The 25947-nt window shown below is 52.1% G+C and carries 26 protein-coding genes; 23 read left to right on the forward strand and 3 right to left on the reverse strand.

Annotated features, from left to right (window positions below; translation table 11 throughout):
* Positions 1 to 22: 22 nt before the first annotated feature.
* Both O59_RS03775 and O59_RS03780 read right to left on the reverse strand, forming a co-directional pair.
* The gene (locus O59_RS03775) at positions 23 to 910 is read right to left on the reverse strand and encodes a polyprenyl synthetase family protein (RefSeq protein WP_007639644.1); all 888 of its coding nucleotides are present in this window, start codon (positions 908 to 910) and stop codon (positions 23 to 25) included.
* On the reverse strand, positions 910 to 1155 hold the full coding sequence (locus tag O59_RS03780) for an exodeoxyribonuclease VII small subunit (protein WP_007639645.1): 246 nt from the start codon (positions 1153 to 1155) through the stop codon (positions 910 to 912). The genes O59_RS03775 and O59_RS03780 overlap by 1 nt, the downstream gene beginning before the upstream one ends.
* A gap of 549 nt (positions 1156 to 1704) precedes the next feature.
* Here O59_RS03780 and gspC point away from each other — a divergent pair.
* The 22 genes from gspC (at position 1705) to O59_RS03890 (ending at position 24187) form a co-directional block, all read left to right on the forward strand.
* Positions 1705 to 2709 carry a type II secretion system protein GspC gene (gene gspC, locus O59_RS03785; protein ID WP_007639646.1) on the forward strand — a complete coding sequence of 335 codons (1005 nt, stop codon included), beginning with the start codon at positions 1705 to 1707 and terminating at the stop codon, positions 2707 to 2709.
* 7 nt (positions 2710 to 2716) lie between these two features.
* The gene (gene gspD, locus O59_RS03790) at positions 2717 to 4774 is read left to right on the forward strand and encodes a type II secretion system secretin GspD (RefSeq protein ID WP_007639647.1); all 2058 of its coding nucleotides are present in this window, start codon (positions 2717 to 2719) and stop codon (positions 4772 to 4774) included.
* Positions 4774 to 6312 (forward strand): type II secretion system ATPase GspE, encoded by a 1539-nt coding sequence (gspE, locus tag O59_RS03795; protein ID WP_007639648.1) that lies wholly within the window; start codon positions 4774 to 4776, stop codon positions 6310 to 6312. Before gspD ends, gspE begins: the two co-directional genes overlap by 1 nt.
* Positions 6313 to 6322: 10 nt before the next feature.
* Positions 6323 to 7558 carry a type II secretion system inner membrane protein GspF gene (gene gspF, locus O59_RS03800; protein WP_007639649.1) on the forward strand — a complete coding sequence of 412 codons (1236 nt, stop codon included), beginning with the start codon at positions 6323 to 6325 and terminating at the stop codon, positions 7556 to 7558.
* A gap of 43 nt (positions 7559 to 7601) precedes the next feature.
* A complete protein-coding gene (gene gspG, locus O59_RS03805; protein ID WP_007639658.1) occupies positions 7602 to 8063 on the forward strand; it encodes a type II secretion system major pseudopilin GspG in 462 nt (153 codons plus the stop codon).
* A 27-nt stretch (positions 8064 to 8090) separates the two neighbouring features.
* Entirely contained in the window at positions 8091 to 8663 is a 573-nt protein-coding gene (locus tag O59_RS03810; RefSeq protein ID WP_007639660.1) for a prepilin-type N-terminal cleavage/methylation domain-containing protein, read from the forward strand.
* Positions 8660 to 9142, forward strand: a complete 483-nt coding sequence (gspI, locus tag O59_RS03815; RefSeq protein ID WP_007639661.1) for a type II secretion system minor pseudopilin GspI — start codon at positions 8660 to 8662, stop codon at positions 9140 to 9142. Before O59_RS03810 ends, gspI begins: the two co-directional genes overlap by 4 nt.
* Positions 9120 to 9821 (forward strand): type II secretion system minor pseudopilin GspJ, encoded by a 702-nt coding sequence (gene gspJ, locus O59_RS03820; protein WP_007639662.1) that lies wholly within the window; start codon positions 9120 to 9122, stop codon positions 9819 to 9821. Before gspI ends, gspJ begins: the two co-directional genes overlap by 23 nt.
* Complete coding sequence (gene gspK, locus O59_RS03825) at positions 9790 to 10947, forward strand: type II secretion system minor pseudopilin GspK (protein WP_232283030.1); 1158 nt, start codon at positions 9790 to 9792, stop codon at positions 10945 to 10947. The genes gspJ and gspK overlap by 32 nt, the downstream gene beginning before the upstream one ends.
* A gap of 45 nt (positions 10948 to 10992) precedes the next feature.
* Positions 10993 to 12264, forward strand: a complete 1272-nt coding sequence (gspL, locus tag O59_RS03830; protein ID WP_040391135.1) for a type II secretion system protein GspL — start codon at positions 10993 to 10995, stop codon at positions 12262 to 12264.
* A gap of 9 nt (positions 12265 to 12273) precedes the next feature.
* Positions 12274 to 12750: a type II secretion system protein GspM gene (gene gspM / locus O59_RS03835; protein WP_007639665.1), complete on the forward strand. Its 477-nt coding sequence runs from the start codon at positions 12274 to 12276 to the stop codon at positions 12748 to 12750.
* A 61-nt stretch (positions 12751 to 12811) separates the two neighbouring features.
* Positions 12812 to 13606 carry a type II secretion system protein N gene (locus O59_RS03840; protein WP_007639674.1) on the forward strand — a complete coding sequence of 265 codons (795 nt, stop codon included), beginning with the start codon at positions 12812 to 12814 and terminating at the stop codon, positions 13604 to 13606.
* 14 nt (positions 13607 to 13620) lie between these two features.
* Positions 13621 to 14598, forward strand: a complete 978-nt coding sequence (locus O59_RS03845) for an FAD:protein FMN transferase (protein WP_007639678.1) — start codon at positions 13621 to 13623, stop codon at positions 14596 to 14598.
* A 319-nt stretch (positions 14599 to 14917) separates the two neighbouring features.
* On the forward strand, positions 14918 to 15466 hold the full coding sequence (locus O59_RS03850) for an AraC family transcriptional regulator (protein ID WP_225318500.1): 549 nt from the start codon (positions 14918 to 14920) through the stop codon (positions 15464 to 15466).
* Positions 15466 to 17412, forward strand: a complete 1947-nt coding sequence (locus O59_RS03855; RefSeq protein WP_157152446.1) for a lipopolysaccharide assembly protein LapB — start codon at positions 15466 to 15468, stop codon at positions 17410 to 17412. The genes O59_RS03850 and O59_RS03855 overlap by 1 nt, the downstream gene beginning before the upstream one ends.
* Positions 17409 to 20273, forward strand: coding sequence for a tetratricopeptide repeat protein (locus O59_RS03860; protein WP_040391136.1), 2865 nt, complete (start codon positions 17409 to 17411; stop codon positions 20271 to 20273). Before O59_RS03855 ends, O59_RS03860 begins: the two co-directional genes overlap by 4 nt.
* Positions 20260 to 21000, forward strand: coding sequence for a tetratricopeptide repeat protein (locus O59_RS03865; RefSeq protein WP_007639687.1), 741 nt, complete (start codon positions 20260 to 20262; stop codon positions 20998 to 21000). Before O59_RS03860 ends, O59_RS03865 begins: the two co-directional genes overlap by 14 nt.
* Entirely contained in the window at positions 20993 to 21361 is a 369-nt protein-coding gene (locus tag O59_RS21795; protein WP_007639689.1) for a hypothetical protein, read from the forward strand. The genes O59_RS03865 and O59_RS21795 overlap by 8 nt, the downstream gene beginning before the upstream one ends.
* Positions 21362 to 21407: 46 nt before the next feature.
* Positions 21408 to 22091: a MotA/TolQ/ExbB proton channel family protein gene (locus O59_RS03875; protein ID WP_007639690.1), complete on the forward strand. Its 684-nt coding sequence runs from the start codon at positions 21408 to 21410 to the stop codon at positions 22089 to 22091.
* Between the two features lie 59 nt (positions 22092 to 22150).
* Positions 22151 to 22702, forward strand: a complete 552-nt coding sequence (locus tag O59_RS03880) for a biopolymer transporter ExbD (RefSeq protein WP_007639691.1) — start codon at positions 22151 to 22153, stop codon at positions 22700 to 22702.
* Entirely contained in the window at positions 22699 to 23217 is a 519-nt protein-coding gene (locus tag O59_RS03885; protein ID WP_007639692.1) for a biopolymer transporter ExbD, read from the forward strand. The genes O59_RS03880 and O59_RS03885 overlap by 4 nt, the downstream gene beginning before the upstream one ends.
* A gap of 1 nt (position 23218) precedes the next feature.
* Positions 23219 to 24187, forward strand: a complete 969-nt coding sequence (locus tag O59_RS03890) for an AgmX/PglI C-terminal domain-containing protein (RefSeq protein WP_007639694.1) — start codon at positions 23219 to 23221, stop codon at positions 24185 to 24187.
* Here the strand turns inward: O59_RS03890 and O59_RS03895 are convergent.
* Positions 24160 to 24393 carry a hypothetical protein gene (locus tag O59_RS03895; RefSeq protein WP_040391138.1) on the reverse strand — a complete coding sequence of 78 codons (234 nt, stop codon included), beginning with the start codon at positions 24391 to 24393 and terminating at the stop codon, positions 24160 to 24162. The genes O59_RS03890 and O59_RS03895 overlap by 28 nt on opposite strands.
* 201 nt (positions 24394 to 24594) lie before the next feature.
* Here O59_RS03895 and O59_RS03900 point away from each other — a divergent pair, with 201 nt between their 5' ends.
* Positions 24595 to 25749, forward strand: a complete 1155-nt coding sequence (locus tag O59_RS03900; protein WP_040391139.1) for an AGE family epimerase/isomerase — start codon at positions 24595 to 24597, stop codon at positions 25747 to 25749.
* Positions 25750 to 25947 lie beyond the last annotated feature (198 nt).

The following is a 25947-nucleotide window of genomic DNA, read 5'->3' on the forward strand; positions in this document are numbered from 1 at the left end:
AGGCAGCTTGGCAGAGGCTTGGCTAGTTCGACCTTTCTACTATATAGCGCGCCAGTTGGCGTAAATGGACTGCGCTGTCACCAAAATCCAGCAGTGCGGCCTGCGCCTGCTGATGTAATTCAGCAGCTTTGGCTTTGGCACTATCCAATCCCAGTAGTGATACGTAAGTCGGCTTGTTGCGAGCTATATCGGCCCCTTGCTGTTTGCCCAGGGTGGCGGTGTCGGCAGTGACATCGAGAATATCGTCTTGCACCTGAAATGCCAGGCCGATAGCGTTGGCGTAGTTATCGAGTGCGGCCAATTGTGCCGCGCTGGCACCGGCGCTGAGTGCGCCCATCGCAACGGCGGCGCGGATCAGTGCGCCGGTTTTGTGATTGTGCATGGTTTCCAGCTGCGCGAGGCTGAGCTGGTGATCTACGGCGGCTAAATCAATCGCTTGGCCCAGCACCATGCCCTCGGCGCCCGAGCCTGCGGCCAGTTGGCGCACCAGCTGGATCTGGGTGTTAGCTGGTAACTCGGTTTGGGTGAGCAGCTCAAAAGCTAGGGTTTGCAGGCCGTCGCCGGCGAGAATGGCACTGGCCTCGGTAAAGGCGATATGGCAGGTGGGTTTGCCGCGGCGCAGATCGTCATCGTCCATGGCGGGCAGGTCGTCGTGCACCAGGCTGTAGGAGTGCAGGCACTCCAGGGCGCAGGCAACGGGATCGATTAGGGTCAGCTCGATACTGGGGTTTATCGCCAGTGCCGAGGCGTAGGCAAGGATCGGGCGCACCCGCTTGCCGCCATTAAACAGGCTGTAGCGCATGGCAGCGCGCAGTTGGGTTGGGTCGCTACCGGCAGGGAAATATTGGTCAAGGGCGCTATCAACCCGCAGGCGACAGGCGCTGGCAAAGCTATTGAAATCCGCGTCCATCAGGCCTCGCCTTCATCGCTATCAAAGGCTTCCAGGCGGATATTGCCCTGTTGTTCAATCAGTAAGGTGACCTGTTGTTCAGCGGCGGCGAGGCGGGTTTGGCACTCGCGGGTCAGGGCTATGCCGGTTTCAAACGCCTGCAGCGATTCTTCCAGCGTCATATCGCCCTGCTCCATACGCGCCACCAGGCTTTCGAGAGTGGCGAGCGATTGCTCAAAGTCGATGCTTTTTTTCTTGGGCGGCATGTGTGTCTCTCGCAGGTTATTGGCTGGCGGCGGCGGATTATAAACCTGCTGTCACAAAACTGCAGGCGTTTTGACTGGCAAGCGTGTGCGATATCTCCTACAAAACTTGCAGAGCTTAGCCACTATAAACTGACGCCTCATTCATCAATAATGACAGTCATTGGAGTTTGTCGCAGGATGCGACAGTCGCAAGGAGTTGAATGGAATAGAGCATCCCGTATTGCCAAGGTATGGCCTTCATCCTGTAAAAGCCCTGATTGCCCCCTTAAGCAGTCGGGGTTTTTCGTTTTCACCCTTCATTTTTGTGCCCTGTGTCGCATATTCTCGCTCGCCTGCAACTTCCTTTGTGATTCATTATCCAATTAAGGCCAAAAAGGCTTATCGCGCCATGTTTTACGGGCTTGTAGGACTATTTCGCTTTTGTAATATGGATGGAGTAGAATCCCGTGGCTTTGATAATCATAACGCACTAAGCTTTTGATACGACTGACAATTGCCATTCCCAACTCATTCCTGTCGTCAGCCAGCGTGAAGGACTCAGTCATACCCATGCAAGATAGATTGCAATCGAACAGAGCTGTTTTTGAGCAGCGCACTGCCCAGTTGGAAGTTCAGCTGCGCCGTTTCTTTGCGCTTTTAAACCGCATCCCCCTGCAGCGCTGGCAATGGCTGGTTATGCTGTTATTAGTCATTTGGTTAAGCCACAGCCTTGCGCGCTTGCTGTGGCTGGTAGTGCCAGCACCCGAAATTCCTCCTGCCAGTGTGTCCCTGCTTGCGATCCAGGCGGATTCAGGTTCTACGACCACCGAAGCAGTCAATATTACCCAATTAAAATCCCTTGCCCCTTTCGGTGATGTAGCCGCTGCACCGCCCGTAGAACAGGCGCCAGCAGTGGTGAGCGACATAGAAGCCAGCAGCGATACCCAGCTTAACCTGGTGTTGCGCGGGGTGATTGGCAGCAGTACCGAATCGGCGGCGCGTGCGATTATTGTGGCGGGCGATAAAGCCGATGTTTACGCCGTAGGTGATACCTTGCCCGTGGGTAACAAGGTCACCCTCGCCAAGGTGTTGGATGTGCGCGTGATTATCAACAACAACGGCAGCTTTGAATCGCTGTGGATGTTCAAAGATGATCCCAATGCTCCTAAATTAACCAGCAGTTATTCGGCGCCACCAGCGCAAGATAACAGTGCAGCCAACTTCCAGCCGCCGTCACTTACTGGTGATAAAAGCCCGGTATACGATTCGCCGTCGGCAGCGGCTGAGCCTTCAATGGCGCAGGTGACCAAAACCCTGGCGGATGTGGTGGCGATGAGTATTTACCGCGAGGGCGGTCAGGTGGTGGGTTATAAAATTCGCCCCGGACGCAATGCGGAGCTCTTTGATGCCTTGGGCTTGCAGGCTGACGATATAGTGACTGCTGTCAATGGGGTGCCGCTCAGCGCGCCCGGCAAGGTTATGGAAATATATAAAAGTATGGGTAGTGCCACCTCAGCGAATCTCGAAATCAGACGCGGTGGCAGTACAGTTAACCTAGACGTAATGCTCAAGTGAGGTTTTTGTGATCCGGTTTCATGGTCGTGACAATAACAAGATCATCTTTCGCAAAGCAGTGGGGCGCCTGCTGCTTGCGGCGTTGATCAGCGTGAGTGGCACCTCACTAGCCCAGGTACAGGCAGTTGAGGGTCAGGGTGAAATGCGCTGGTCGGTCAACTTTAACGATACCGATATTCAGGATGTGATCAAATCCATCGCGGGCTTGACCGGTAAAACCATCATCATTGACCCCAAGGTACGCGGTCCAATCAAGGTGATAAATACCCGTCCACTGAATGCCAAAGAGTTGTATGAGCTCTTCCTTGCCTCATTGGATGTGCATGGTTTTACCGCGGTGGAGAGTGGCAATATTGTGCGTGTGGTAATGAACCGCGATGCCCGCCAGTTTGCTATACCCACCGAAAATAGCATTAAAGATCGCGATGACCTGTATATCACCCAGGTGATTCCGCTGAAAAATACCAGCGCCGCCAAAATTCTCGCCGCATTGCGCCCACTGGTGCCGCAATACGGTCACCTCACCACCTATGAACCGAGCAACGCGCTGATCATTACCGATACCCGTGCCAATGCGGCGCGTATTAGCGAGTTGGTTGTACAGCTCGATAAAATCGGCATTACCCACACTGATGTCATTCCGCTGCGCTACGCCAATGCGGCTGATGTGGTGGCGATGCTCACCCAGCTGGAAAAACCCGATCCCAACCGCGGTATGACTACCGCACCACCGGTAATTGTTGCCGATAAGCGCACCAATGCCGTTGTTGTGAGTGGTGATGACCTAACCCGTCAGCGTCTCAAGTTTTTGATCGATGACCTGGATCGTCCGCAATCCAAAAGTAGCAATGTTCGTGTCTTCTACCTGAAATATGCCAAGGCGGAAGATGTGGCCAAGGTGCTCTCAGGGATGTTGCAAAGTTTAGGGCAGGGCAAGCAGGCCGAAGGTGCTCCCGCCAATGCAGCCCAGCCAGCGGTGCAGGCCGATGAGGCAACCAATTCGGTGCTGATTACTGCTGATGTCGACACAATGGACACCTTATTGTCCATTGTGGATAGCTTGGATATCCGTCGTGCCCAAGTCTTAGTGGAGGCAATCATTGTTGAGCTATCCAGCGGTAATGATAAAGAGCTGGGTATTGAGTGGATGTACCGTAACGACGATGCTGGTTTTGGTGGTTCCACCAACAGTGGTGCATTAGGCTCGGTAGGGGCTGCGGCGTTTGATATTGAAGAAAACGGCTCTTCCGGAGACTCATTGGTTCAATTGGCCGCCGGTGTTGCAGGTATTCCCGGTCAGCTGTTTGGTGTTGGTCGTTTGGGGGGTAAAACTGACTTCTTGGCAGTATTGAAAATGCTGCAGACCGACGACTCAAGCAACATTCTTTCTACACCGAATTTACTGACTACCGACAACACCGAAGCCTCCATTCTGGTGGGCGAACAGGTTCCTTTCAGAACCGGCTCCTATTCTGGTTTGGGCAACACGGGCACCACGGGAAATACTGGTTTCAGCAGCCCCTTTAATACTATCAACCGCGAAGATGTGGGTATCAAATTACAAGTCACCCCGCATATCAATGAGGGGGATAGCGTGGTACTGGATATTGAACAGGAAATTTCCAGCGTGGTGCGTAATACCGAAGATGGCCCCGTCACCAGTAAACGCGAAGTAAAAACCCAAATCCTGTCGGCTGATGGCCAAACCGTGGTGCTGGGTGGTTTGATTAAAGATGATGTTTTGGTCTCTAACAGTCGTGTGCCGGTATTGGGCAGCATTCCGGTTCTCGGGCATTTATTCCGCAGCCAGACCTCCAAAAAAGTAAAAACTAACCTGTTGATTTTCATTCGCCCAACCATTATTCGCGATGATCGCGTATTAACCGGCGCGACTGCCGAGAAGTATCAAGCGATTCGTGAAAAGCAAATTGATACTCGTCGCAACAAAGGCTTGTTGCTGAATAATAGCGACATTCCAGTCTTGCCCGAATGGGAAGAACAGATTGAACGCTATCGCCAATCACTACCTGCAGAAGCCGATTCCACTGAGGCTACAGGGGAGTGATGGTGAACGAGCACTTAGAACAAGCGCTGCCGCTGGATGAGCAGGCCATAGTTCCTGAGCCTGCCGTTTATGAGCGCCTACCTTTCGGTTATGCATCTGCCCACGGCGTCATGCTTGATGAGACTGAGGCCGATGGTCTGCCGCGAGTCCTGCACAAACCTGGCTTGACCCTGGAAGTATTGCTGGAACTGCAGCGCATTTTGGGGCCAGCCCTGCAATTTGAAGAATTGCCCGCCGAAGATTTCCAAAAGCGTTTGACCCGCGAATACCAAAGCGGAGATGGCGCCGCCCAGCGCGCCGCCGAGGACCTGGGCAATGAGTTTGACTTGTCATCCATGGCCGACGACTTGGCCGACCGCACTGACTTGCTCGCAGGCGATGATGACGCGCCAATTATCCGTCTAATCAACGCCATCCTCTCGCAAGCGGTGCGTGAAGGCGCTTCCGATATCCACCTTGAACCCTTTGAAGACCGGGTATCTGTGCGCTTTCGTATCGATGGGGTATTGACCGAAGTGCTCTCACCCAAAGCCGAATTGGCACCGGTGCTGGTCTCGCGTTTGAAGGTAATGGCGCGCCTCGATATCGCCGAAAAACGTCTGCCGCAGGATGGTCGTATCACCGTGCGCCTCGCCGGTCACGCGGTGGATATCCGGGTATCGACAATCCCTTCCGCTTTTGGTGAGCGCATCGTATTGCGTCTGCTCGATCAGGCCGCTGGCCAGTTGCGCCTGGAGCAGCTGCAAATGCCACAACTGGTCTATGAGCGCCTCACCAAAAACTTGCTCAAGCCACACGGTATTATTCTGGTAACCGGCCCTACCGGTTCGGGGAAAACCACTACGCTCTATGCGGGCTTGAGCCACATCAATACCCGCAGTCGCAACATTTTGACAATTGAAGATCCGGTCGAATATTTGTTGCCAGGTATTGGTCAAACCCAAGTAAATACCAAAGTCGATATGACCTTTGCTCGCGGTCTGCGCGCCATCTTGCGGCAAGATCCTGATGTAGTGATGGTAGGTGAAATCCGCGACGGCGAAACCGCTGAAATTGCAATTCAAGCATCCTTAACCGGCCACTTGGTGTTATCGACCCTACACACTAATACCGCCATTGGCGCGGTGTTGCGGTTGAAAGACATGGGTGTTGAACCCTTCCTGCTCGCGTCGAGCCTGGAAGTGGTGATGGCACAGCGTTTAGTGCGTGTGCTCTGTTCACACTGTAAAGAAGCCTACCTGCCGAGTGATGCGGAGCGCGATATGCTCAAGCTGCCGGCGGACACCTCTATCTGGCGTCCGGCGCCGAGTGGTTGTAAGCATTGCAACCATCAAGGCTATCGTGGCCGTAAAGGTATTTATGAACTGATTGAAATCAGCGAGCGCCTGCGTCACCTGATTCACGAACAAGCTGGCGAGCAGGAGCTATTGGCCGAGGCGCGTAAACACAGTCCATCCATGAGCGACGATGGCCGTCAGTGTGTCCTTAATGGCATCACCAGCATTGAAGAAGTGCTGCGTGTGACGACACAACTGTAAGGACGCAAACATGGGTGCCTACAGTTACAAAGCGCTGAACGATGAGGGTAAAACCGTTAAGGGGATTCTAGAAGGGGATTCCGAACGGCATATCCGCACGCAATTGCGCGCTAAAAAACTCAAACCCTTGGAAGTGCTCAGTGCGGGCAATGAGGCCCAAGCCACTTCCGGCGAGGGGTTGGATGTTGCGGCCTGGTCGCGCCGTCGCGCCAGTCGCTTGAGTACACGCGAATTAAGTCTTATCACCCGCCAGTTGGCCTCATTGGTTAAGTCTGGTCTGCCGCTCGATGAAGCCCTGCATGCCACCGCCAAACAATCGCAAAAAGCCAATGTAAAACGGGTAGTGTTGCAGGTACGCACCAAAGTGTTGGAGGGGTTTAGCTTGGCGCAGGCTCTGGGCGATAACCCGGTGGCATTTAACGATATGTATCGCGCACTGGTGCGTGCCGGTGAAGGCTCAGGCTATTTAAGCCCGGTATTGGAGCGGTTGGCGGATTACACCCAAACCAGCCAGCAGCTGCAGCAGCGGATCAAAATGGCAATGATCTACCCGATTGTGATGCTGGTGGTCAGCCTCGCCGTGATCATCGCGCTGATGGTGCTGGTAGTACCCAAGCTGGTTAAAATTTTTGAGCAGGGCAAGCGCGAGTTACCCGCCTTGACTGAGGGCCTTATCGCCACCAGTGAGTTTTTGCTGAACTACGGCGTTTATTTATTTGTCGCTTTGATCGGGCTCTATTTTTTCATTAAACACCTGATGCGCGACCCTAAACGCTTGCGTGCCTGGCACGTGGTGCAATTGAAGTTGCCGGTAATTGGTGAGTTGGTGAAGCAGATAAACTCGGCGCGTTTTGCCGCCACTTTGAGTTTGTTATCGGCCAGTGGCGTGCCGCTGTTGCAGGCACTCAATATTTCCGGCCAGGTGATGACCAATAAAATCCTGCAAGAGGCCTGTGACCAAGTTGCCGCCGCGGTGCGCGAGGGCATGAGTTTAAGCCGTGCATTGGAAAACACGGGCCATTTTCCACCCTTGCTGGTGCAGTTAGTGGCCAGTGGCGAAACCAACGGCACCTTACCGCAACAGCTGGACAACGCCTCCAAAGATCAGGAGCGCGAGCTGGAAATGATGCTGGGGGTCGCCATGGGCTTATTGGAACCGGCCACGATTATTTTTATGGGTGGGGCTGTGTGCGTCATTGTATTAGCGATCCTCACCCCGATTTTTGAAATGACCAAGCTGGGTTAATACCCGGTAATACTAACAACAAGCGATATTCCAGGAGTGTTATATGAATAAAGTAATGCAACCAATGGCCATGAAAAGTCGGATGCGCCAAGCGGGTTTTACGCTGGTGGAAATCATGGTGGTAGTAATTATTATCGGCTTGCTTGCCGGTATTGTGGTACCTAACGTGATGGACAACCTGGACAAGGCCAACGTACAGAAAGCCCGCGCGGATTTTAGTTCACTGCAGACTGCGCTCAAGCTCTACCGCATCGACAACTTTAACTTTCCGACCACCGAGCAGGGGTTGGAAGCGCTGGTCACCAAGACATCTATCGCCCCGGTGCCGCGCAACTTTAAATCCAGTGGATATATCGATTCGCTGTCAAAAGACCCTTGGGGCAATGACTACCAATACATGAGCCCGGCAGATGGTCGCGAATACGACATTTACAGCTTGGGCGCAGACGGTGTGACGGGTGGTGAAGGCCAGAATGCCGACATTAGTGTATGGGATGAGCAGTAACCACCGCGCGCCCCGGACCTGACAATTGTGAGCCGCCGCGAGCAGGGTTTTACCCTTATCGAAATTATTTTTGTCGTCTTTATTATCGGCATGGCGGTAAGTGTGATTTCTATATCCGTGGGCGGAAATGCGCTGGCCGAGCGCAGTAAAAAAGAGGCGGAAACGTTTTTGCTGCAGGCCGGTTATGTCGCTGAGCAATCAGTGCTCAAAGGCGAAACACACGGCCTGTTTGTAGAGCTGCGTCCCCCACAGGATATTGATGCCCTGGCGCAGTGGTGTTATCAGTGGCAGCGGGTGCGCGATAGTCAGTGGCAGGCCGTACCCGAGTTGCCCCAGCACTGTCTTGATGAAGGTTTGGTGCTTGAGTTTTATATCGATGAAGAGCTGTGGGAATACGACCCCGAGCTTGAATATCAGGAACCGGTACTGGGTTTTTTTCCCAGTGGCGACGCCTCTGGTGTGGTTGAAATCAGTTTGTTTGTCGATCAACTGCAAGGCGATGGCGACGAAGAAACCCAGCGTTTTGAACTGGATATCAGCGGTGAATTGCGCTGGATCAATGAAGAAAAACGCCTGGAAGAGGAGTCTCGTGGGCGATGAAATCTTCTGTTGCGCGTATTTTTCGCACTCGTCAGGAGCGCGGGTTTACCCTGCTGGAGGCGATGATTGCGCTGATGATTGTGGCTATGGCGCTGCCGGCATTAATCACGCTGGTGATGACCCAGTTGGATGGCTCCGCCGCGATCCGCGATAAAACCTACGCCTATTGGGTGGCAGAAAATGAACTTGCCCGCGTGCGCCTGCTGCAACAGCAAAAAGCGAAAAAGGCACTAGCGAGTTACCAATTGCCCGAAAAAGATTCCGGTGTGGTTGATTTGGCTGGCCTGCGCTGGCAATGGCAGTTAACCACCCTCGCGCTGGATACCTTGCCCGTGCAGGGCTTTAAACGGGTTGAAATTGCGGTGCGTTTGATGGGGCCTGCCGATGGTGTTTCGCTCGGTTCTGCCATGGTGGATCAGGATCAACCAGCGCTGGCGCGCTTGACGGGGTATATCAGTGATCCTGAAATTGTGCAGTAAACATCGCCCTTTGGCGCAGCGCGGTTTTACCCTGCTCGAAGTGATGATCGCACTGGTTATTTCGGCGCTGATTGCGGTAATGGCGTTTCAGTCGCTGGATGCGGCGGATAAAGGTGCCCAGCGCACCAATGAAGTATTGGATGAAATTAATCGTCTCGATCGCGCTTGGCAGATTATTGCTGCCGATTTGCGCCATGTGCAAATGCCGCTGGCCAATGATCAAAATGCGCTGTTTCAAGGCGAGAGTCTGCGCTCCTCCGGTGAAAATGCCGATCAGCCTGTGCTGTTTTTCAAGCGGCGCGGTTGGGTCAATTTTGCCAACTTGCCGCGCAGCGATTTACAGCTAATCAGTTACCGTGTGGTGGAGGGCAAGTTGTGGCGCGATTTTATGCCCGAATACAACCGCGCATTGGCAGATATCGAGATGGAAGACGATGCCTTTCATCAGTTGTTGCTGAGTGACGTCGATGATCTGCAGCTGCGTTTTTTGCATCAGGGGATCATCACCTCCAAGGGCAAAAGTGCGCTCGAAGGGCGCGAATATGCGGACGATTGGCTACAGCAGTGGCCAGATAGCAGTTTACAAGGTGCCGGCGGCTTGCCGTTGGCGGTAGAAATTACTATCGATATCAAAGGAGTAGGGCCCAGTGTGCGTCTCTTTGCCCTGCCAGAACAATAATCGCGCCGCGTGGCGCACGTTGATTGGTATTCGGCGCACTCTTGTTGATGGGCAGCGCGGCACCGTGTTGGTGCTGGTATTGTTGATTGTGGCGCTGGTGGCGGCGCTGAGTGTGAAATTTGCTGCCCAATACCAACTGGGTTTGGCGCGTGCCGAATCGCGTTGGCATGGTGCCCAGGCGCGGGCCTTTTTGGAGGGGACGGAAGAGGTCGCCAAGCTGATGTTCAGTGTCGCCGATAACGACCCCAATATTGATTTTCTCGGTGAAGACTGGAATGCCCAGGTGCCGATTGAGGATGATGGGGTGAGCGGTGTTGCGCAGTTAGTGGATGCCAGTGCGCAGTTTAATTTGAATGATTTACTGGCGCCGTTGGTGGCAGACAAACCCATCGGCAATGCCGAGCGCTACTCGGAACCACAGCGCCGTTTTATCCGCTTGTTGCAGACTTTTCCCGATCTGCCACTCAATCAGAATGAAGCCGAGTACCTGCTCGAAGCGGTGCTGGATTGGATTGATGGCGACGACATCGAAGCGGGCATGGGCGGTGCCGAGTCCAATTATTATCAAGGGTTGAAAAACGGTTATCTGCCTGCCAATGCACCCTTTAAGTCGGTCGATGAGTTGCGGCTGGTGCGCGGTTTTAACGAACTGCCGCAGCTGGTTATGCGTTTGCAGCCGTTTATCACCGCCCTGCCGGGTGACAAGGTGGGCATGAATGTGAACACCATCGAGGCGATCAGCCCGTTTGGGGATGGCATCAACAACTTGTTGTTGACGCTTAATGACGCCAATAATTTGGAGCCATTGAACCCCTCAGAGGCGGAGCAATTTATTGCTGATCGCCCCGAAACCGGTTTTGCCGAGCCTGGGGTTATCAGTGAAAGCTGGAGCAAGTTGTTTTCCGGTCGCAACTTGGTACTGGATGGGCTGACGGTAAAAACCGATTACTTTTGGCTCAATGCAACGGTGCAGTTGGTGGATCAGCGCCGCAGTATGCGCACCCTCATGCAGCGCGGTGAAAATAATAGCCTTAAGGCCATCCAGCGCGATGATGTGTTTGAGTTGCCCAGCTCGGTGCGCAATGAGCGGGACAAAAACAGTGACAAGACCGAGTTGGTCGATTAAGTCGCAATCCATAATCCGTTTTTGAATGCAGAGTTAGAGCAAATTATGTCCATGCAATTGGTGCTCTCCGTAAATACTTCCGACGACGGCAAAAGCCTCGCGGATAGCTTTCGTTGGTGTTGGCTTGCGGCCGACGGTACGCCAGCGAATGATTCTGTGGCCAGTGGCGATCGCGAGGCGCTGCGTGCAGCGGTTAGCAGTCAGGTAGTAAGCCCGCTCAGTACCTGGGTGATATTGCCCGGTAGTCGCGTCAATACCCGCCAACTTGAATACAGCGATAAAGAAAAGAAACATCTGCGCAACCTCCTGCCGTTCCAACTGGAGGATTCGGTGGTGGGCGATGTGGAAGACTTGCACTTTGCGCTGGGCACACCTGCCGATGGCAAAGTGGTTGTCGCCTATGCCGATAAAACCTGGCTGCAAGCGGCCTTTGCCGAACTGGCGGCGCTGGGGATTGAAGTTACCCGTTGCTGGAGTGCACCGCTAACCCAACCGCTGGCATTGGATGCAATCACCCAGCCCGGCAATCATTGGACTTTGGGGTTGTTTGAAGGCCAGCTGCATTTACGCTACCTGCCGACCATGGGTTTTAGTGTCGCCTATGCCCAGGGCCGCCTTGCATTACAGATGTTGCTTGCCGATCAGGTGCGCGGTGAGCAATTACCTGCGCTGCACTTGCGCGCGGCCAGTGAGCAGGATCTGGCCGCATTGGTGGAGATGATTCCCGCCGGTTTGCATGAGCAAATTGCCAGCCAAAGCCTTGCGGACCCCTGGGCATTGGATTTTAGCAATAGCTCTATCGACCTCTGCCAAGGGGATTTCTCCCAGCGTTTGCCCATTGAGCGCTGGTGGAAGTTGTGGCGCTCTATCGCTATTTTTGCCGGTGTTTGTGTGGCGGTTTACTTGGGCACCCTGCTGTATGAAATCCATAAATTGGGCGCCGAGAATTTGAAAATTCGTCAGCAAATCGAAGCTGCCGCGCGCATCGCTATTCCGCAAGGTCGGGTAGTGGATGCGGAAAAACAGTTGGCGACTATTTTGCGTCAAAGCCAGCCAGTGGGGCAGTCAACCAGTGTGATGGCGCTACTTGCGGTAGCTCTGCCGCAAATCGCCGAGGCTCCCACCGTCACTATCAAAGGGATTTCCTATGCGGGTGATACGGGTGAATTGAACATCAATATTCAGGCCGATACTTTTGGGGCCTTTGAAACCTTGAGCCAAAAAATTCGCGACCAGGGGCTTAATGCCGAAGTATTGAGTGCCAATGCCCAAGGCAATGTGCAATCGGCACGCCTCAAAGTCAGTAAAAATCCCTAGGGGCTTGTGATGAACCAGATATTTACCCTGCTCAATAAATACAACCGCCGCGAGCAAATGATGCTGCTGGCCTGTGCGTTGGCGGTAGCTGTCTATCTGCTGTGGCTGGTAGTGCTGACACCCATCCAGAACAAGCGCGATCAACTGCTGGCGGCTAATACAGCCTCTACCCAGGCCTTGGGTAAGGTGCAAATCATGGCGGCGCAAATCCAGCAAATGCGCAGTCAGGGCAATACTGCGAGCTCGGCCAATATCAGTGGGGTGATAGATTCATCGCTGCGCGCCAACGGCCTGAGCATGAGCGGTTTCAACCCCGGTGCCAATGGTGAAGTGCGGGTGCGGCTGGAGCGTGCACCCTATGACGCGCTGATGCAATGGCTGTATGAAATGGAGTTTAAGCAGGGGATTAGCGTGAGTGAACTATCTATTGCCGCAACTAATGATGTCGGTCAGGTCACTGTCAATCTGCGCCTGCAAAAACTTTGAGCCCTGCAGCGCTGCGCTTGATGCCAGCGCTAGTTGCCTGCCACCTACTTAAAAGATAATTATGAGCCGTATAACTGCACTGCTGCTGTCGCGTAAAAAACTGTGGATTCCCCTGGGGGTTACGCTTTTTCTGGTCTTTGCGATTGCCAATATTCCGGCCATCTGGGGTGGCTATTTCCTCACCCGTGGTACCGGTTTGGCGCTCAGTGGTGTGACGGGCACCCTGTGGGATGGACGCGCCAGCCTCGCCAGCCTGCGCACACCTACAAGGGAGTATTCGCTTGGACAGTTGAGCTGGAAATTACAGCCCCTGTCGCTGTTGCTGTTATCGCCCTGCGCCAAGGTGACTACCCGCTTGCCGCAACAAGAGTTTGATGGCGAAATTTGTGCGACCGCGAGCGGCACCTTGCAGCTGCGCAATGCGGACATCTTGGTGCCAGCGGCACTGGTACAAACCTACTTGCCCATTCCGATTCAGGGTCAGTTTTCCTCCCATATCGATCAACTGCAATTGCGTGGCAACGTATTGCAAGCACTCAAGGGCAAGCTGACCTGGAATGGCGCCCGGGTGAATACAGGCTCTAATTGGTTGGATATTGGGAGTTACGCGGCTGAGTTGTCCGACAATGGCAACAACGGTATCAAAGCCCAATTTTTCCAACTGGCCGGGCCGATGGATGTGAATTTGGCTGTCGAGCTAACAGCGCCCAGTGGTGGGCGGATCAATGGTGAAGTGGCCGCGCCCAAGGCCTTTTTTGAGTCGGCCAATGCAATCGATATGCTCGCCATGTTTGCACAGGAAGACCGGGTTGATGAACAGGGTAAAACCCATTATCGCGTTGATCTGAACCTCTGATACTGGCGGTGGCTATGCGTTTCCTCTGTATTCCACTGCTGCTGCTCTTGGCTTCAAGTGTCCAGGCCAAATGGCACAGCGATGCACAGGATGTCATGGGTACCCGTGTCAGCCTCACATTCTGGCTGGAGGATGACGCCAAAGCCGCAATTGCGTTGGCGGCGGTAATGGCGGAAATGCACCGCATCGACCAGCATTTTAGCCCCTACATAGCGTCGAGCGAGTTATCGCGCGCCAATCAACAGGCGGTACTGGCCACAGCGGATAAACCCTTGGTAATTTCGCCAGAGCTGACCCGTCTGATTGATAAATCCCTCTATTACAGTCGTCTGACCGACGGCGCGTTTGATATCACCTTCGCCTCCCTGGCGCGCTATTACGATTACCGCAAAAGGCTTACGCCGAGCGAGGCACAACGTGCGGCACTCTTACCGGCGATTAACTATCGCTTGATTCATCTGGATAAACAGCAGCGCACGCTGTGGTTTGAACATCCGCAGTTGTACATAGACTTGGGTGGCATCGCCAAAGGTTATGCGGTGGATCGCGGAATCGCTATTTTGCGCAGCCATGGGGTTATGCACGCCAGCCTCAGCGCTGGTGGCGACAGCCGGGTACTGGGCGACAAACGTGGCCGCCCCTGGTTGGTTGGCATTAAAAATCCGCGCGCCGATGCTGTTGCGATCAGTCTGCCGCTCGACAATGTGGCGGTGTCCACCTCGGGCGATTACGAGCGCTACTTTATTGCCGACAGCGGCGAGCGCGTCCATCACATTATTAACCCGCGCACCGGTAAATCCACCTCGGGCGTCAACAGCGTGACCATTATCGGCCCGCAGGGGTTTGATACCGATCCGCTCTCCACCAGTGTGTTTGTGATGGGGCCGGAAAAAGGCTTGGCATTGATCAATAAATTGCCCGGTTTTGATGCGGTAATTATCACCAGTCAGGGCAAAGTGCTGTACAGCCAAGGGCTGGAAAATCCCCAATAAAATTGCACCAGCAAGCACTTAGCATTCTGGCAAAAACGCTCTAGGCTTTCAGGTGGCGAGTTGTTGTACAACCTGCGCGCAAATTGTTAGTTGGCGACATAAAACGTAACTCGTGGATTAAAAAAAGAAACACGTGCAACCCAAAAAGAAATTGAGGCGCCAGATCAACTGTGCTCGGTGTCACATTCAAAAAGTGAACGGGCTTCTAGAATGTGGCGCATTTACCGGTGTTGAATCAGTTGGTCTACAAAATGCTAAGGGCTTTCTGATTGCCGGGTGACGCCTCAGCGGCCATCCATCCATTCTTCGGAGATAGACCATGTTTCACCTCTTGCGCCACAGGCTTGCTATGGCTGGGTTATTTTTATTGATGGCAATTTGGGGGCAGTTAGTCGCGGGTAATGCCTGGGCGCAATCAGCAGCGCCAGCAACGGCAGGGCAGGTTGAATCGCTGAAAGAATCGGTGCTGACGCTAAACCGCGATTTACTTATTCTCGAAGAGGAATTGCTCTACCCGGCCAGCACCCAAATTGCGGTGTATGTCTCCATGGATCTGGGCCAGTATTTCGCCTTGGATGCCATCAAACTTGAAATCAACAATCAGTTAGTGGCAAGTGAGCTCTACACCGACAAACAAACCAACGCGCTGTTTCGCGGCGGGGTGCAGCGGTTGTATATCGGTAATTTAAAAAGCGGCGAACACGAAATCAGCGCGTTTTTTACCGGCCGTGGTCCGCAGCAGGATTACAAACGCGGCGCCAAGATCACGATCAATAAAAATCAGGAGCCGGTGGTGTTGGAATTAAAAATTGTCGACTCCACTGCACAGTTGCAACCTGAATTTTCAATCAAACAATGGCAGATGTAATGCGTCTGCTCCGCTGTCGATTACTGGCTCTGTTGGTATCGCCGTTGCTTGCAACGGCGTTTTCCGTAGCGGCCGAGGAAAAGCCTAAAACTGCCGTAGCCGATTTGCGCTACGGCGTCGCACTTTTTCACTACTACCAACAGGATTACGTCAATGCCATCGCCGAATTAATGGTGGCAGATGCGCGCAACGGCATTCAGGGGCACAGCGATAATCCGGAGTTAATTGCCGGCGGCATCAGTCTCGCCTTCGGTATGCAAAATCACGCTGAATCGGTTTTCAGTCAAATCCTGCAGGACGAACGCCGCCCCCAATCAGTGCGCGATGCCGCTTGGTTTTATCTCGGCAAACTCTATTACACACGCGGCGATTGGGCCGCTGCCGAGCAAAGTTTTAATCGTGTCAGTGCCGATTTCAAACCAGCATTGCGCGCCCAACTGCAAGCTTTGCAAATCAATATTCGCATCCGTGACAAGCGCTACGCTGAACTCACGCCCAAAACCGTTGAGCAGAGTGAACTGCGTGGCTGGAATCCTTACGCACTGTATAACCTGGGTGCAGCGCATGCGCGCGAAGGTAATTTTACCCAGGCACAACTATTTTTTAATGCGCTGGCGGATATTGATATAGCCAAAGACCCGCGCACCCGCGCGACCCAGTGGGCACTGCAAGACAAATCCTCCACAGCGCTTGGTTATTCTTATCTCGCGGAAAAAAAATACGCGGCGGCGATTCGTGAATTTACCAAAGTGCGGCTCGATGGCATTTATGCCAATCAAGCGCTGCTGGGTTATGGCTGGGCCGCCGTGGCGCAAGAAGAGTACACCACCGCATTACAGCCCTGGCAATTATTGCGTTCGCGCAGTTTGATTTATCCCGCGGTGCAGGAATCGCTGCTCGCTTTACCTTTTGCCTACGAAAAATTAAATGCGCAGGGCGAAGCCGTCGCTGCTTATGAACTGGCGGAAGAATTATTAGCGCGTGAAATTCAATTAATTCGCGATATGCGCGCAACGCTAACAGAAGGTGAATTGCTCACTTTAATCGATGCCAAACCCATGGCCGCGGAAGAGGCGCGCAAGGCGTTGCAAAACGATGAGGAAGGGCAAGGACTCTCGGCAGTAATTGCTGATGATGGGCAAAACTGGTTGAAGCTCGATGGCACCAGCATTATCAAAACCCGCTCCGCGTACATGAGCGAATTATTTGCACAAACCCGTTTTCAAACGGCGGTTTTGGAGTTGCGCGATTTATTGCGTTTACAGCGCTTGTTGCAAAACTGGCAGCCAAAACTGATTGCTTATCGTGAACTGTTGTTGGAAAAACAAGCGCTACGCGGTCGCCAAGAGCAACAGCTAACCCAATCTGCTTTTGCGCTGCAGGCGCAACAGTTACAGCAGCGCCGCGATCAATTTGCCACACGTTTGCAGCAAATTATTGCAGCGGATGATTATCTCGCGTTGGCCGACGCCGATACCCGTGCACTGCAGGAGCGTGTTACCCGCGCCGGACAAACCATCGCGCGCATGCAAGCGGCAGGGCAACAAACCGATGAGCTGGCGCAGCGCCAAAAAATGTTTGCCGGAATTTTGTTGTGGCGAGCCGCGCAGCATTATCCTATCGCCCTGGCGGAGCAGCAGCGGGAACTTGCACAAATAGATGGCGCACTGGCGAGCGTGATCAAAACCCAAACCCATATCGATGAGATCACCGCCACCAGTTTGGATATCCAACCGGTATTGGCGCGCCTGCAAACGTTGCAGCAAGAAACAGCAACCCAGTTGTACGTCACCGAACAATTAATCGCGCAGCAAACCCGCGTATTGCGCGAGCAGGTGGATCAACAATTGGCGAGCCATGAAAAACGTTTAAAAAATTATTTGTCGCAAGCGCATCTTGCGGTCGCGCGTTTGTATGACGCGGAATTGCGGAGACAACCGGAATGAAGCGACTGCTTGGATTAATAATTATCGCTGGTATGCAACTGCAGGGTTGTAGCTACGTTGGCTTGGGCGATGATGGGCGCGGTAAAACCCTGGCCGATTTACCGGAAGCAAAATTGCCCGATAGCAAAGCAAAAGTTGCAGTATTGGATGTGGCGCGTATTGAACAAAGTTATCAGCGCGCGCTGTCAGTTGCCGATGAACCCAAACTGCGACAGCAAATTTTGGTGCGCCTGGCTGATTTGGAAATGGCGCGCAGTGAAAAGGCTCAGCTCGATGCTACCGACATGCGCCGCTTTTACGACAAGCCGGTCGCTATGTACAGCGAGCTACTTAAATTGCAAAGTGAAGGCGCGCAACCGGTTAATGGTATTGCCGCTGATCAATTGCGTTACAAGCTTGCCAAAGCCTTATCGTTGGATGGTCGTAATGACGAGGCTGCGCAAGTGCTGGATCAACTGGCGAATACCAATCCCGATTCCGGTTTTATCGCCGAAACCCAATTTCGTCGCGCGGAAAAATCGTTTGCCGATGGCGACTATGCCGCGGCTGAACGCAATTATGCGGCGGTGGTAAATGGTAGCAACCCTGAGCTAAAACAAAACGCACTTTATATGCGCGGTTGGGCGCAATTTAAACGCAGCGATTACGATCTGGCGCTCTTGTCATTTGCGCAGGTATTGGATCAACTATTGGGCAGCGCTGCCAACCCGGAACAGGTGGATGCAGTGCTCGCAGACATTGGTGCTTCCAAAGCGAATTTGGTGAAAGATACTTTACGCGTGATGGGGTTATCGCTGTCGTATCTTGAAGGTGCAAAATCCATCGTTAGTTTGCAAACTGAATTAGGTGGTCGCCGCCCCTATGAATATTTGTTGTACCAACAATTAGGTCAGTTATATCTCGAACAAAAACGTTTTACCGACAGTGCCGAAACCTATCAGCATTTTGTGCAACACAATCCCGATTCCGATTTTGCCCCCAGCTTTAGTATTAAAGTGATTGATGTTTATCAGGAAGGTGATTTCCCCAGTTTAATCCTGCCCGCAAAACAGGATTTTGTAGAACGGTATGGCATCAGCAGTTTTTATTGGACTAGCCGCAAAGGTGTGATAGGCAATAATTCACTTGCCTATTTGCATCAATCATTACAGGAATTGGCGCAGTTTGAACACGCGCAAGCACAAGCCTTAAAACCCAAAAATAATAGCGAAGCCATGCGCGCGTTTGCGCGTGCGGCAAAATGGTATCGCGAGTTTGTGCAAACCTTTGCCAAGGATGCACAAGTAGCAGAGATGACGTTTTTACTCGCCGAATGTTTAAATGAAGCGGGCGATTTGCCGGCGGCAATGGAAGCCTATGAGCAGGTTGCCTACGGTTATATGGATAAGCTGCGTGGCGCCGATGCCGGTTATGCAGCGATTTTATTGCCGCAACAATTAATTCAATCGGCGCGCAGTTTGCCGGATAACCGTCAGGAAGAATGGCAGCGTCGCAAAATTCAAAATGCATTAAATTTTGCCGATGTGTACAAAACTGATCCACGCGCAGTCGTCGTCTTGGCGGAAGCCGCCAATGATTTGTTGCAACAGAATAGTTATGAAGACGCCAAACTGATTGCCGAGCGCGTAATCCAGTGGCAGCCGGCAGCTGAGGGTTCGCTGCTGTTTTCAAGCTGGCTGATTCTCGGCCACAGCCGTTTTGAAACCAAAGAATATGCCGCCGCTGAACAGGCCTATATGCAAGTGTTAAACCTCTTGCCTGCCTACGGTAAAAAACCGGGCGCACCCAGTGTGCAACAAGTGCAAGAGCGCATTGCCGCAAGTATTTATCAGCAAGCTGAAGCCAGCTTGACCTTTGGCGATAAAGATTCTGCCATCGCACAATTAATGCGCATCACCCAACTCACACCCAATACCGAGATTGCAGCCAAAGCACAGTACGATGCTGGTGTGTATTTAATTGAGCAGGAAAAATGGGCGCAGGCTGAAAATGTTTATTTGGGCTTCCGCAAAAAATATCCCAGTCATTCGCTAACCGCTACCTTACCTGCCAAGATGGTGCTGATTTATCAAAATCAAAATAAATGGCAACAAGCAGCGGATGAATTGGTGGTCATGGAGCGCACCAGCACCGATCCGGATGTTAAACGCCAGTCGCTCTATATGGGGGCCGAGCTGTATGAAAAATCCGGCAAGCGCGCGCAGGCGATTGAACAGTACCGTCGTTATGCAACCGAATACCCGCGCCCCTTGGCGAACAATTTAGAAGCGCAATTTAAATTGACCGAGTTGTATCGCGCCTCGGGTGAACGCGATAAACGTAATTATTGGCTGCAAAATATTATTAATAGCCATCAGCGTGCCGGCAGTGCCAAAACCGATCGCTCCACGTATCTAGCGGCCAGTGCACAAGCAGAATTAGCGCAGCCAGCTTACGATGAATTCTCGCGTATCCAACTCACCTTGCCACTTAAAAACAGTTTGCAGCGCAAACGCGCGGCCTTGGAAAAAGCACTCAAAGCGCAGGAACAAGTGCTGGGTTATGGCGTGGCTGAATTCACTACTGAGGCCAGTTTTAAAATCGGTGAAATTTATGCGCAGCTCAGCCGCGATTTAATGGCCTCACAGCGCCCCAAAGAATTGGATGAATTGGCCTTGGAACAATACGAAATTTTGCTGGAAGAGCAGGCTTATCCCTTCGAAGAGAAAGCGATTGAAATTCATCAAGCCAATGCGCAGCGCAGTTGGAAAGGCACTTATGACAATGGTGTTAAACGCAGTTTTGATGCGCTCGCTAAATTGTTGCCCGCACGCTACAACAAAAGTGAAACCCGCGTGGAGGTGAGTAATGATATTCACTAAATACGCAGGCACATGGTTATTAATCGCCGTGGCAAGTTTATTGGTGGCCTGCTCTAACACTGCACCAAAAAAATCCAGCGGTGGAAAAAGTAAATCTGCTGCAGAGGAGTCTATCGCCGCGCCTGGTGCGAGTATTTTGCCGGCGGGTCCCGCTACGCCGAATCCCTATTTACAAAACAAACCCTCGGTGAGTCGCGAACTCAACCAGCAATTTGCCGATGCCACGCGCGCCATGCGCAACAAACAGTGGGCACAGGCAGAGGGCGTGTTGCAAAAAATTATCGCTGCTAATCCCAAGCTTTCGGGCGCACATTTGAACTTGGGGTTGGTGTATCGCGCGCAACAAGAAAACAAACGCGCAGCCCAGGCGTTCAGCGATGCTATCGCAGCCAATCATACAAATCTGGATGCCTACAATCAGTTGGCAATCCTGCAGCGCGAGTCAGGGGATTTTGCGGCAGCAGAGAGCAATTACAAAAAAGCACTGAGCGTTTGGCCTTATCACGCCGAGAGCCATAAAAATATCGCCATACTTTACGATTTGTACCTGGGTAAAAGCGTGGAAGCACTACCGCACTATGAGGCCTATTTAGAATTGATCGGCGGTGAGGATAAACAAGCCAAAAGTTGGATTGCTGATTTGCAGCGTCGCCTGGGTATTACCGCTAAACCGAAAGCTGCGGTGGAGGCTGCTCCGGCAGCGGTTGAGGGTGAGAGCAATGAATAAATTATTTCTCGCGTTAGTGATGTGTTGGTCTTTTGCGACAATCGCGCAAGAGGCTGTTCAAGAGCCAATTGATCAGGAGCAAGCAGTTCCAGAACAAACGTCGCCGCAACAGCCAACAGAAAATACGGCGCCGAGAAATTCTGCAGCTATCGGTGAGGCGAATATTAATTTGCGCACCACCGTCACCGGCAATCAGGAACAGCCGCGAGTGATGTATATTCTGCCCTGGCAATCACCGCTCAGCCCCGAATTGGAAATGGAAATGTTGGGTAGCGAAGCAGATTCAGTGTTTGGACATTTGGAACGCGATGAATTACAGCGTCATTTGGAAGCAGCGGGCGAGTTTGACGCTGCGCAATAATCAATTCATTTTTTAATTACATTCTCTGGTGAGGTTAATAGACGTTATGGATACTTTGATTCGTTTTTTTCAGGATGGCGGCGCCTTTATGTATCCTATTGCCATTGTATTGGTAGTGGGCATTGCTATTGCATTGGAGCGTTGGTTGGTATTGTCGTCTGCCAAGTCGTCTAACCGCCAGGCGTTTGACCGTATTTTGCCGCTGCTGCAAAAAAAGGATTACAACGGCGTGGTCAATTTAGGCAAGACCAGCAGCGCACCTATTGCGCGCATTATTGCAGCGGGTATTACTCGCATGGCGCAATCACCGCGTCGCGATGATATTGAGTTGGCGATGGAAGAAGGTGTAATGGAAGCCATGCCGCGCCTGGAAAAACGCACTGCTTATTTGGCAACATTGGCAAATATCGCCACCTTGCTGGGCTTGCTTGGTACCATTATCGGTTTGATTCAAGCGTTTACCGCCGTAGCCAGCGCTGACCCCGCTGAAAAAGCTGCGCTCCTGTCATCGTCTATTGCCGTGGCGATGAACACCACCGCCTTTGGTTTGATTGCTGCTATTCCTCTCTTGCTGATTCACTCCATGATTCAAAGTAAAACTACCGAAATTATCGATAGCCTGGAAATGGCGGGTGTGAAGTGCCTGAATATTATCGCTCATTCCAGTGAAGTGAGTGTGCGTACGCGCGCGCCGGAATCGGCCGCTAAACCACAGCAAGCCGCTCAATAAACTTACTGCCCGTTGCAGTTATTGCGCAATCAGCAGTTGTATTTATTGGGGAAAATCTTATGCGTATAAAACGCCGTTTTAAAGAGGATCCAGATCTCGATATCACCTCCTTTATGAATCTGATGATCATATTGGTGCCGGTATTGTTGATGAGCATGGTGCTCGCGCGCACCACCGTACTGGATCTCAAATTGCCGGACATGGCGGATTCAAGCACGCCGCAAACCGAAGAGCCACCGCAGCAATTGGAGTTGATTATTCGCGCCGATAAATTTGAAGTGAATTATCCGGCGGGCATCAAATTAAAGTGGGTGGAAAAAACCGCTGACGGGCAATATGACTTCGCATTATTGGCGACGGTGCTACAGGAAACCAAACGCTTGTTGGAAGATAAAGGTATCCAGAAAAAAGATATTTATATCCTCTCCGAAAAAGATACCGACTATCAAACCCTGGTTAGCACTATGGATACCGTACGTTCATTCAAAGCGGTAGTTGCCGCCAGCATGGTCGATGCGGAATTGTTTCCGGAGATTTCATTGGGCGATGCGCCACCCGCAGGTGGTCAAACCTCCGCCGTGAGTGGCAATGCACAGGGAGCGACACCATGAAGCAATCCCTACGCGCTAAACGCATGGCAAAACATCATCGCCGGTTAAAACAAGGTTCCAAGTTAAACCTGGTTTCACTCATGGATATTTTTACCATTCTGGTATTTTTCCTGTTGGTGAATTCGGGTGATGTGGAAGTTTTGCAAACGGATAAAAGTATCAAGTTACCCGCGTCGGTGTCTGATCAGGTTCCGGAAGAAAATTTGTTGGTATTGATCAGTGCAACCGACGTGGTTGTGGCTGGCAGGGCAGTGGGCTCGGTGGCGGATTTATTGGCCGCTGAAGGCGATCAGTTTGCGCCGCTCACCCAGGAATTAAAATATCACGCCGAAAAAGCCGGGCCATTGACGGAAAAAAATCAACTCACCGGGCGCCCTGTTACGGTGATGGCTGACCAAAAGGTGCCTTATCAATTACTGAAGAAAGTGATGGCGACTTGTGCGGCGGCGGAGTATCGCGATATTTCGCTGGCAGTAACCAAAAAAGAATTACCCGCTAACAATGGGGAGGGTTGAGATGGCCAACCCCCTGTTAAATTTACAGTTGCCCTGGAGCTCCTCGATTGAGGACGATCAGCGATTTACCAAAATACTGGTTGTGAGTTTTGTGGTGTTGCTGGTGCTCAGCATTCTGGTGACACTCAGCAAAGTGCCTGAGATTACCCGTGCGGAAAAAGAAAAGCTGCCACCGCAATTGGCGCGGGTCGTGTTGGAAAAGAAAGAGCTACCGCCCCCGAAACCTATCGAGCCACCCAAGGTAGAGGAAAAAAAGCCCGAGCCTAAAGTGGAAGAAAAAAAGCCGGAGCCGGTCGTTAAACCGCCGGAGCCGGTGAAAAAACCTGTTACTCCACCTAAGGCGGCACTGGAAAAAGCGCGCGAGCAGGCGGCCAATACCGGTGTAATGCAGTTTAAAGACGATCTGGCTGAAATGCGTGAAATGATGCAGACCTCGGCGGTGGAAACGGCGGCGACTACAGTAACCAATAGTACGGGTGAAGCTGCGCAGTTGGATCGCGCCATGATTACCAGCGGCGCCAAAACCGCCAGTGGTGGCATTAATACCGCAGCATTGAGCCGCGATACCGGCGGTACAGCGCTCTCGGGGCGTGAGACTACCAAAGTGAAAAGCGGCCTGGCCGAAGCGGGCAAAAAATCGACCCAGGCTACTGCTGGCAACAGCAATGGTGCAGGCGGTGCAGCGCGCAGCGAAGAAGAAATCCGCAAGATCATGGAACAGCATAAAGGTGCGATCTATTCGATCTACAACCGCGCCCTGCGCCAAAACGCGGCGTTGGAAGGCAAGATGGTGGTGAAGATTGTGATCGACCCCAGCGGTAAAATCGTTGAGGCAATATTGGTATCCAGCGAACTGGGCGATAGCGATCTGGAGGGGAAAATCCTGCAGCGCATTCGCTTGATCAGTTTTCCTGCCTCCAATGTGGCGCGCACTACCATCAATCAAACCTTCGACTTTTTACCGCAGTAACCGTTTGACGCTCCTTGTAAAACCCCGGCTTGCCGGGGTTTTTTATGCCTGTCAGTCAGATGGATGGCGAATCGCAATCCCGTGATGATTTTCATGACAAAATACTTGTAACCGATTACATTTTTACCCATAATAAGCCCCGCTAAGGCCATTTTATTCATGGTTATTTGTTGGTAATCGATTACAGTTATGGTGGTTTTATCCATTGTTTTCTGTCGTCGCTGCTGACAGTTGTTAGTGATTAATTGTTAAGCCATAGCCCGCTGTTGTGTTTTTTGCCCCGGTTTTCCGGGGCTTTTTATTTGCGCCCTGTTAAAGGCTCCGCGCAAAATGCCGACTCAATCAGCCATAATCCCCATTCGCCACTTAACTCACAGCAACCGCATCTGGCGGTAAATGGATTCTTTATGTCTCAAGCATTGCGTGCGGCGGCCAGTCGCCTTGAACACTGGATCAAACAAGATGCCCTGCCTCTCTGGTTAGCGCGTGGTATAGAGCCTACAACCGGCGCTAACTACGAGCGCCTGACACCCGCGGGTGTACCTGACCTGGAGTCCAGCACCCGGGTGCGGGTACAGGCTCGCCAAGCCTTCTTTTTTGCAGCGGCCTACCATCGCGGCTGGTGCCCGGAGGGTAAGGATATTGCCAAAAAGTTATTGGCGTTTGTGCATGGAGCAGCGGCACACCCTGCCGCAGGCGCGGGATATACCCACTTATTGAACAAAGATTTTGTGGTGGTAGATACCAAACAGGATCTCTATGACCACGCGTTTTTCCTGCTCGCCAATGCCTGGTGTTATCGCGCATTTAACGAGGCTGCTTATCTTCAGGAGGCCGATAAATTAATCGCCCATTTGGATGCCGCTTTTGGTTCTGCAGTAGGTGGTTGGATCGAGGGTGATTACGACTATGCCTGTCGCCGCCAAAATCCGCATATGCATTTATTTGAAGCCTTTCTTGCGCTCTACGATGCTACCGGTGATGCAAAATATTTGGCGCGGGTGGGCGAATTATTTGCGCTATTCCAAACCCACTTTTTTGATGAGCAACACGGTGTCTTGTTTGAATTTTTTGACGATAGCTGGACGCGTTTGCCCAATGCCAAAGGCGATACGGTTGAACCGGGTCATATGATGGAGTGGGTCTGGCTGCTCGACTGGTATCACCGCCGCACCGGTCGCCCGGTTTCCCGTTATACCAACGCGCTGTATGCGCGCGGTTTGGAAATTGGTATGGATAAATCCGGTCTGTTATTTGATGCGGTGAGTTACACCGGTGAGGTTATCGATCCCAACAAACGCTGCTGGGGAATCACTGAATTAATTAAAGCGAGCCTGGTGCAGATCCGTGAGGGAAATTCGGATGCTGAAGCGATTGCGATTAAAGGCGTGGATGACTTATTTAACTATTATCTCTGCGCATCAACACCGGGTTCCTATGTTGATCAACGCGGTGCCAATGATGAAGTGGTCGTAGATGTCGCGCCCGCCAGTACGCTATACCATTTAATTGTGGCGGCAATGGAATTGCTTGATCATTTTGAGTTAGTGGCAAAAAAATAATATTTTCCCAGAAACGAAAAAGCGCGCAGTAAAAAATTACTGCGCGCTTTTTTATTGATAAAAAATGGTTCTCTGTTGGCTTTGTAAAATTGTTTTTTCTAATGAAAAGAAACTTGCGCGCCAAAAAAATCTAAATTAGGTTTTGTGCTTGCGGTTTTATTTGTCGTCTAGTATACATGTTGTTCTGGGGTGTTAATA

Origin of the sequence: Cellvibrio sp. BR (assembly GCF_000263355.1) — a bacterium.
Classification (GTDB): domain Bacteria; phylum Pseudomonadota; class Gammaproteobacteria; order Pseudomonadales; family Cellvibrionaceae; genus Cellvibrio.

What these genes read in the sequence shown, in the direction of transcription:
- O59_RS03775 (WP_007639644.1), bottom strand. Translation starts at nt 910, where the DNA reads ATGGACGCGGATTTCAATAGCTTTGCCAGCGCCTGTCGCCTGCGGGTT.
- O59_RS03780 (WP_007639645.1), bottom strand. Translation starts at nt 1,155, where the DNA reads ATGCCGCCCAAGAAAAAAAGCATCGACTTTGAGCAATCGCTCGCCACT.
- gspC (WP_007639646.1), top strand. Translation starts at nt 1,705, where the DNA reads ATGCAAGATAGATTGCAATCGAACAGAGCTGTTTTTGAGCAGCGCACT.
- gspE (WP_007639648.1), top strand. Translation starts at nt 4,774, where the DNA reads ATGGTGAACGAGCACTTAGAACAAGCGCTGCCGCTGGATGAGCAGGCC.
- gspF (WP_007639649.1), top strand. Translation starts at nt 6,323, where the DNA reads ATGGGTGCCTACAGTTACAAAGCGCTGAACGATGAGGGTAAAACCGTT.
- gspG (WP_007639658.1), top strand. Translation starts at nt 7,602, where the DNA reads ATGAATAAAGTAATGCAACCAATGGCCATGAAAAGTCGGATGCGCCAA.
- gspI (WP_007639661.1), top strand. Translation starts at nt 8,660, where the DNA reads ATGAAATCTTCTGTTGCGCGTATTTTTCGCACTCGTCAGGAGCGCGGG.
- gspL (WP_040391135.1), top strand. Translation starts at nt 10,993, where the DNA reads ATGTCCATGCAATTGGTGCTCTCCGTAAATACTTCCGACGACGGCAAA.
- gspM (WP_007639665.1), top strand. Translation starts at nt 12,274, where the DNA reads ATGAACCAGATATTTACCCTGCTCAATAAATACAACCGCCGCGAGCAA.
- O59_RS03840 (WP_007639674.1), top strand. Translation starts at nt 12,812, where the DNA reads ATGAGCCGTATAACTGCACTGCTGCTGTCGCGTAAAAAACTGTGGATT.
- O59_RS03845 (WP_007639678.1), top strand. Translation starts at nt 13,621, where the DNA reads ATGCGTTTCCTCTGTATTCCACTGCTGCTGCTCTTGGCTTCAAGTGTC.
- O59_RS03850 (WP_225318500.1), top strand. Translation starts at nt 14,918, where the DNA reads ATGTTTCACCTCTTGCGCCACAGGCTTGCTATGGCTGGGTTATTTTTA.
- O59_RS03855 (WP_157152446.1), top strand. Translation starts at nt 15,466, where the DNA reads ATGCGTCTGCTCCGCTGTCGATTACTGGCTCTGTTGGTATCGCCGTTG.
- O59_RS03860 (WP_040391136.1), top strand. Translation starts at nt 17,409, where the DNA reads ATGAAGCGACTGCTTGGATTAATAATTATCGCTGGTATGCAACTGCAG.
- O59_RS03865 (WP_007639687.1), top strand. Translation starts at nt 20,260, where the DNA reads ATGATATTCACTAAATACGCAGGCACATGGTTATTAATCGCCGTGGCA.
- O59_RS21795 (WP_007639689.1), top strand. Translation starts at nt 20,993, where the DNA reads ATGAATAAATTATTTCTCGCGTTAGTGATGTGTTGGTCTTTTGCGACA.
- O59_RS03875 (WP_007639690.1), top strand. Translation starts at nt 21,408, where the DNA reads ATGGATACTTTGATTCGTTTTTTTCAGGATGGCGGCGCCTTTATGTAT.
- O59_RS03880 (WP_007639691.1), top strand. Translation starts at nt 22,151, where the DNA reads ATGCGTATAAAACGCCGTTTTAAAGAGGATCCAGATCTCGATATCACC.
- O59_RS03885 (WP_007639692.1), top strand. Translation starts at nt 22,699, where the DNA reads ATGAAGCAATCCCTACGCGCTAAACGCATGGCAAAACATCATCGCCGG.
- O59_RS03890 (WP_007639694.1), top strand. Translation starts at nt 23,219, where the DNA reads ATGGCCAACCCCCTGTTAAATTTACAGTTGCCCTGGAGCTCCTCGATT.
- O59_RS03895 (WP_040391138.1), bottom strand. Translation starts at nt 24,393, where the DNA reads ATGGATAAAACCACCATAACTGTAATCGATTACCAACAAATAACCATG.
- O59_RS03900 (WP_040391139.1), top strand. Translation starts at nt 24,595, where the DNA reads ATGTCTCAAGCATTGCGTGCGGCGGCCAGTCGCCTTGAACACTGGATC.